General features: G+C 33.3%; 6 protein-coding genes. 5 read left to right on the forward strand and 1 reads right to left on the reverse strand.

Annotated elements, in window-relative coordinates; translation table 11 throughout:
• A partial coding sequence (locus WC622_RS10475; protein ID WP_372819637.1) for a ChaN family lipoprotein occupies positions 1-762 on the reverse strand: 762 nt, incomplete at its 3' end.
• Positions 763-1,281: 519 nt separating this feature from the next.
• Here WC622_RS10475 and WC622_RS10480 point away from each other — a divergent pair.
• From WC622_RS10480 to rnpA, 5 genes are all read left to right on the forward strand, one after another.
• Positions 1,282-2,091, forward strand: coding sequence for a LiaF transmembrane domain-containing protein (locus tag WC622_RS10480; protein ID WP_372819638.1), 810 nt, complete (start codon positions 1,282-1,284; stop codon positions 2,089-2,091).
• Positions 2,092-2,179: 88 nt separating this feature from the next.
• Positions 2,180-3,241, forward strand: a complete 1,062-nt coding sequence (locus WC622_RS10485) for a sensor histidine kinase (protein ID WP_372819639.1) — start codon at positions 2,180-2,182, stop codon at positions 3,239-3,241.
• Positions 3,219-3,953: a LytR/AlgR family response regulator transcription factor gene (locus WC622_RS10490; RefSeq protein ID WP_372819640.1), complete on the forward strand. Its 735-nt coding sequence runs from the start codon at positions 3,219-3,221 to the stop codon at positions 3,951-3,953. The genes WC622_RS10485 and WC622_RS10490 overlap by 23 nt, the downstream gene beginning before the upstream one ends.
• 284 nt (positions 3,954-4,237) lie before the next feature.
• On the forward strand, positions 4,238-4,396 hold the full coding sequence (gene rpmH, locus WC622_RS10495) for a 50S ribosomal protein L34 (RefSeq protein WP_055133745.1): 159 nt from the start codon (positions 4,238-4,240) through the stop codon (positions 4,394-4,396).
• A gap of 81 nt (positions 4,397-4,477) precedes the next feature.
• Positions 4,478-4,807, forward strand: a 330-nt coding sequence (rnpA, locus tag WC622_RS10500) for a ribonuclease P protein component (RefSeq protein WP_372819641.1), incomplete at its 3' end; no start/stop codon positions are given.

The following is a 4,807-nucleotide window of genomic DNA, read 5'->3' on the forward strand; positions in this document are numbered from 1 at the left end:
TAAGATTTTCAATTTCGGTGCATATTTTTTCAATTTAGCCAACGTTCCTAATTTTTCATCGCTATGAAAGCGACCATTAACTTGGAAAATCTTTTTATTCATATTGCTTTTAGCATATTTTGCAATACTCCATGCCATTGTAGCATCCCAGAAATTCTGTGTTTGATAAACTTTCATTCCCCCCATACTATGACCGCCCAACGTTTCTATAAACTTATCATTGTACCTGCCAGTGGCAGTGTCAATAGGTAATGGCGCAATAAATTGCTTAGAGCTTTCTGGTAATTGATTTAGAATTTCTAATCCACTACGTGTAACAGCATTACTATATCTACCAGCAGCATTACCGCCAATTACATCTAAATTATTCAACTTTGCTAATTCAATCATGGGTTTATAATCTTTGTAATTATTCCAAGCTCTAGCTTCCTTAATAAAATTTTTCTCCGAAATAATGCCCTTTAAATATTCATTAATTACAGGTTGTACATCTGTATGAAACATTTCCATAGTTAAAGCTGCCTTACCAGGATACGCATCGGCAATCTTTTTAAATAGAGTTGCTTCTAAATAATGGCCAGTAGAATCGTTATGTTCTTCGCCAAAAAATAAAACATTAGCATTAGCTAAGTCATTTACAATATCATCAAGAGTTACGATTTTTTGCTTCTTTACATCGTAAACTTTATAATGTTTGCTCATATCTTGAGCGCTTACCAACAACGGTAACAACAAAACAGCAATGCTGAATAATCTTTTCATGTTTAAGTTTATTTAATTCATACTAATTTAGCTGCCTAAATTAACAAATAATTTTACTGCAGCCTTTGCTATAAAAAAAGTATATTTAAAAACTATTCCATACATAACGATTTCCGTTACTAATTTCTAATTTTCCTTCATGCTTACTGCGATATTAAGGCGACCTTATAGCGACCTTACCGCGACTTATGCTCTGGTAGAGTTCGAGTCAAGTTCGGGTTTGGTTTAGGTTGCCTGCTGATTTTAGATTAGCCTATTTGTCAAAATTGGTCGTTTTACTGAACAAGACTAGAACTAGTCTCTACGAAGGTGATAAGGAACCAGATTTAAAAACAAATGACTGTTGATGTTTTACCGATTAATTAATGCTTTTTACCGAGAATAAACTCATAAATAGCAGTCTACTATTTGGTAATGCAAAAGTTCATTCTACATTTGAGTATAATTACAACACAAATGAAATCGTGATGAAGCCAAATGAATAAATTCATGAGCGCTCATTACATTAAAAAAATAAAAATGGAAAATAATAATAGAGATATAGCAAATCGTTCTGGCAAGGTTTGGGCAGGTTTGTTAATAGTAGGTATTGGCTCACTTTTAATGCTTGATAACTTAGGTTTAGATCTACCCAATTGGTTGTGGCATTGGAGTAACATATTAATCATTATAGGTTTGTTTATTGGATTTAAACATAACTTTAGAAATAGCAGTTGGTTTATTATGGTGCTCATAGGCTCATTCTTTACCTTCAAGGAAGCATTTGGGAGCGAGATAGATTTTGGTAAAGTTGTTTTTCCAGCTATGCTAGTGATACTTGGCTTATTTATCATTCTTAAACCTAAAAGTAGTTTTAACCATATAGATGGAAGTTGTGGAAGAAGAAATAAAAGATGGAAAAGAAGATTTGGTGAACCAGATGCTGACCAGGCTTATCCCGGAGCTGAAACAGTTGAAGCATCACCAATAGATGAAAAAAAAACGAATAGCAACGATTACTTAGACTCAGTAAATGTTTTTGGAGGAAGTCATCAAACTATTTATTCAAAGAACTTTAAAGGCGGAGAAATAACAGCAGTTTTTGGTGGCTGCGATTTGAACTTAACTCAAGCGGATTTTGAAGGTGAAATTATAATAGATATCACAGCAATTTTTGGAGGATGTAAAATTATTATCCCACCAGGATGGATTGTAAAGCCAGAAGTAACCGCAATTTTTGGTGGCTTAGATGATAAAAGAAGTGTTCAACCAATTGTTGAAGGACAAAATAAAATATTAATTATTAGAGGGATAGCGATGTTTGGTGGGGTAGATATTAGAAACTATTAATTAAATTTAGTAAGGCATGATTGAATATGTCGTAGTTCTAAATTGTAAATCGTCATCCGAAAGGTATCGGATCTAAACCCGTAATCATTTGACTACAACCCCATTATCTATAAAGCAAATAAAAATAGTTTCAGGCGCTATTCTAGTCGGTTGGATTGCGCTGTGCGCACTTTTTATTTACTACTCTTTAAATTTAAATTGGCAAATTGCCTTGGCTGATAGCATTCTGAGTAATGGTCTATTGGCCATTGGCTGTATAATTATTAGTAATATGTTAGGCTACTACCAGCCTAAAAATGAACGGATGCTATTCTTGCTACTTTTAACAGCGATATTAACTGCTGTTATTGTTTTTTTGGCAAAGTATGGGCTCAATTACTTGTTTATCAATCAAAAAGATTATCAGTTATTTCTAGATTTTTCACTTCCATACAGGGCTATAGTTGCTTTTTTATGTTTAACATGGTGTGCTTTAGCAAATATTTTGTGGTACAGGTTAGAAGAACAATCTGAAACTCAGGGTAGGTTACTAACTGCTCAAAATTTAGCAAAAGAAGCAGAGCTTAATAAGTTGAGACATCAATTACAACCACACTTTTTATTTAATAGTTTAAATTCAGTTTATGCCCTAACCATTGTTAATCCAACGGAAGCGGGTACAATGATTACCAAGTTGGCAGCTTTTTTACGTGGTACTTTAAAACGTGATGATGAAGTTTGGGTGAGTGTGGCAGAAGAAATGGAATACATTCAATTGTATTTAGATATTGAAAAAGTTCGTTTTAGCCACCGATTAACCATTGATGTGCAAATTGAAGAAAATACTTTGGGTTTATGTCTTCCTGGAACTTTGTTGCAACCTATTGTAGAAAATGCAATTAAATTCGGACTATACAATACTTCTGCAGCTATAACCATTACCATTAAGGTTAAATTAGAGCAAAACACGTTAGTTATTTGTGTAGCAAATCCATACGATCCAGAAATGACAGCAAGTAAAGGAACAGGATTTGGACTATCAGCAATTCGCCGTAGATTATATTTATTATTTGCAGATAGCAATTTGTTGCAAACCGAATCACAAAACAATAATTTGTATATTACTACGCTTAAAATACCTCAAAAAGATGATAAGAACGATACTAATTGATGATGAAGCCTTAGCAAGGGACGTAGTTAAACATTATTTAAAATCGTATCCTGATATAGAAGTTGTTGCCGAATGTAGCGATGGTTTTGAGGGCTTAAAAGCTATAAATCTACATCAACCTGATTTTATTTTCTTAGATATTCAAATGCCAAAGATTAGTGGTTTTGAAATGTTAGAATTGGTTGAAAAACACCCTGCAGTAATTTTTACAACAGCTTTTGATGAATATGCAATAAAGGCATTTGAGGTTAATGCAGTAGATTATCTATTAAAGCCGATAGAAAAAAGTCGCTTTGATCAGGCGATGCAAAAACTGCCTGCCAAACTTGCCAAAGGAGAGAGTAGTAATGAATTATTAGAAACAGCAGCTTTATCTCCAGCGCAAAATAATCGTATCGTAGTTAAAAATGCTGGTGTAATTAAAATTATTCCAGTAACAGAACTTCAATATATTGAGGCAGACGATGATTATGTAAAATTGAGTACTACTGAAGGTAATTTCCATAAAAATAAAACAATGAGTTTCTTTGAGCAAACGCTTGATGCTGAGCAATTTATTCGTATTCATCGTTCGTACATTATTAATTTAGCAGAAGTAACTAAAATAGAACTGAAAGAAAAAGATAGTTACGTTGTATTATTAAAATCGGGTATTTGGTTACCAGTTAGTAAAACTGGATATGTAAAATTAAAAGCTGCTTTGGGCTTGTAATTTGATGTTCAAAAAATCAAATTACTGCTAAATTAAACTACTTCCGCTTTACGTTTCAATCTGTTGTTTCAATATCGTTTCAAGAACAGGTCCTACGTAGCAAGATACCACCCGACAGCTATTGGTATTATCGACAAAAGCGAGGGCCAGACTACAAAAACAAAAGAATTACTATCTTTGGTTTTCTATTTAAAATAAAAAACTATTCACTCTTGCATTTATAGAAAAATCGCGTTATATTTGCACCTCTTATTTAAAAACTCTAGTTAAGATATTATACAGTTATGAAAAGAACATTCCAACCTTCGCAAAGAAAGAGAAGAAACAAGCATGGCTTCCGCGAAAGAATGGCTACAGCAAACGGTAGAAGAGTATTAGCTTCTCGCCGTGCAAAAGGAAGAAAAAGATTATCAGTTTCTGACGAGCGTCGTCATAAAGCATAATTTTTGATTGTCCCAAAGGGATGCCTTTGGCACCTGGTGCAGTCTTAATCTGCAAAACCTTGTGTTTCAACAATCAAAAACATGAACAAATTTAACAAAGAAGAGCGGTTATGTAGCAAAAAGTCATTAGACTTGCTATTTAAAAACGGTTCTTCTTTTTTGTTATATCCATTTCGAATTACCTTTCTTTTTGTGAATGAACCGCATAAATACCCTACCCAAGTGGTTATTAATGTGGCTAAAAAGCGATATAAGCATGCGGTAGATCGTAATCTAATTAAACGTAGAACACGAGAAGCCTATCGTTTACACAAACAAGCACATTTGTATGGTGCATTAGCAAATCGTGATGATTTATTGCTGTTATCTTTACAATTTATAGGTAAAGAAAAGTATGAATTTGCTTTTTTC

It is taken from the genome of Pedobacter sp. (genome assembly GCF_041662865.1).
Taxonomy (GTDB): Bacteria; Bacteroidota; Bacteroidia; order Sphingobacteriales; family Sphingobacteriaceae; genus Pedobacter.

Excerpts from the sequence above, each read along its gene's own strand:
- WC622_RS10480 (WP_372819638.1), top strand. The coding sequence starts at position 1,282 with ATGGAAAATAATAATAGAGATATAGCAAATCGTTCTGGCAAGGTTTGG.
- WC622_RS10490 (WP_372819640.1), top strand. The coding sequence starts at position 3,219 with ATGATAAGAACGATACTAATTGATGATGAAGCCTTAGCAAGGGACGTA.
- rpmH (WP_055133745.1), top strand. The coding sequence starts at position 4,238 with ATGAAAAGAACATTCCAACCTTCGCAAAGAAAGAGAAGAAACAAGCAT.